The sequence below is a fragment of the Streptomyces sp. NPDC001380 genome (assembly GCF_042895785.1).
Taxonomy (GTDB): Bacteria; Actinomycetota; Actinomycetes; order Streptomycetales; family Streptomycetaceae; genus Peterkaempfera.
Genome location: NZ_JBIAWP010000065.1, coordinates 1 through 1,358, shown reverse-complemented (window position 1 = coordinate 1,358; position 1,358 = coordinate 1). Strand labels below are relative to the sequence as shown.

General features: G+C 65.8%; 1 pseudogene. It reads left to right on the top strand.

From position 1 onward, the window contains the following. Nucleotides 1–304: 304 nt before the first annotated feature. Nucleotides 305–1,264, top strand: a pseudogene (argS, locus tag ACFY07_RS28530) (arginine--tRNA ligase); the annotation flags it as partial. Between the last annotated feature and the right edge of the window lie 94 nt (nt 1,265–1,358).

Here is a 1,358-nt window from a genome sequence, read left to right as displayed (position 1 = left end):
GGCCCGCTCCTCGTCCGACAACACCAACTCGGCCTTCGGCCGACCCGTCCGCGCCACAAGCCCAGTCTACATTTATGAACGAAATTCCTGACTCGAGACACTATGAGGTGCAGTCAGAAATGCTTCTTGGAAGATCGGTTGAAGTTCGCGGCCGGCCGGACCGCGTGACCAGGGCGGACAGGAAACATCCGGCCAGGGCTGCCGACGCGTGGGATACTTGGCCCTCCAAGCAGCCGGTTCGCCGCGCCTGCGGCCAGTCGGCCCGTCCGCTCCTCGTCCTCTCACGGAAACGGCCCTTCAAGCTATGGCCTCGGTCCCGTCTCTCGCCTCTGTCGTACGCCAGCAGGTCGCCCAGGCGCTCGCCCACGCTCTCAGCACAGAGCAGGCGGCGGCCGAGGCCGACCCTCAGCTGCGACGAAGCGACCGGGCCGACTTCCAGGCCAACGGCGTCCTCGGTCTGGCGAAGAGGGCGGGTACCAACCCTCGCGACCTCGCCGCGAAGGTCCACGAACACCTCCCCGTCGGCGATTTCATCGCCGGTTGTGAGGTGTCGGGGCCCGGGTTCCTGAACGTCACCGTCTCGGACCGAGCCATCATCCAGCAGGTGGCCGGCCGCGCAGCCGATCCCAGGCTCGGCATCGCCATGCGGCCCGAGAGCGGCACGACGGTGATCGACTACAGCCAGCCCAACATTGCCAAAGAGATGCACGTTGGGCACCTGCGCTCGACCGTCATCGGTGACGCGCTGGTGCGCATTCTGGAATTCGCTGGAGAGAAGGTCATCCGCCGCAACCACCTGGGTGACTGGGGCACTCAGTTCGGGATGCTGATCCAGTACCTGGTCGAGCATCCCGATCAGGTCGGCGCGGACGCCGACGGCGACGAGGGCCCGTCGATGTCCCGCCTGAACCGGCTCTATAAGCAGTCCCGCGTTGCCTTCGACTCCGACCCTGCCTTCGCCGAGCGCTCCCGCAAGTGCGTCGTGGCGCTCCAGGCCGGCGACCCGGAAACCATCGCGGCCTGGCAGGACATGGTTGACGAGTCGAAGCGCTACTTCGAGGCCGTCTACGACCGGCTCGAGGTGATGCTGGAGGACGCTGACGCGATCGGCGAGAGTTACTACAACCCCATGCTGGCCCAGGTCTGTGCTGACCTGGAAACTTCTGGGGTCGGAGTGCGCTCCAACGGAGCGCTGTGCGTCTTCTCCGATGACGTCAAGGGCGCCGACGGGCAACCCGTCCCGCTCATCGTGCAGAAGAGCGATGAGCTGCCCCGACTTTCGTGGAGTCCGTGATCGTGTGATCAGGCGGTCTGCGGGTGTTGCTCCAGTCTCGTCCAGTACGCCTGCTCGTGCTCGT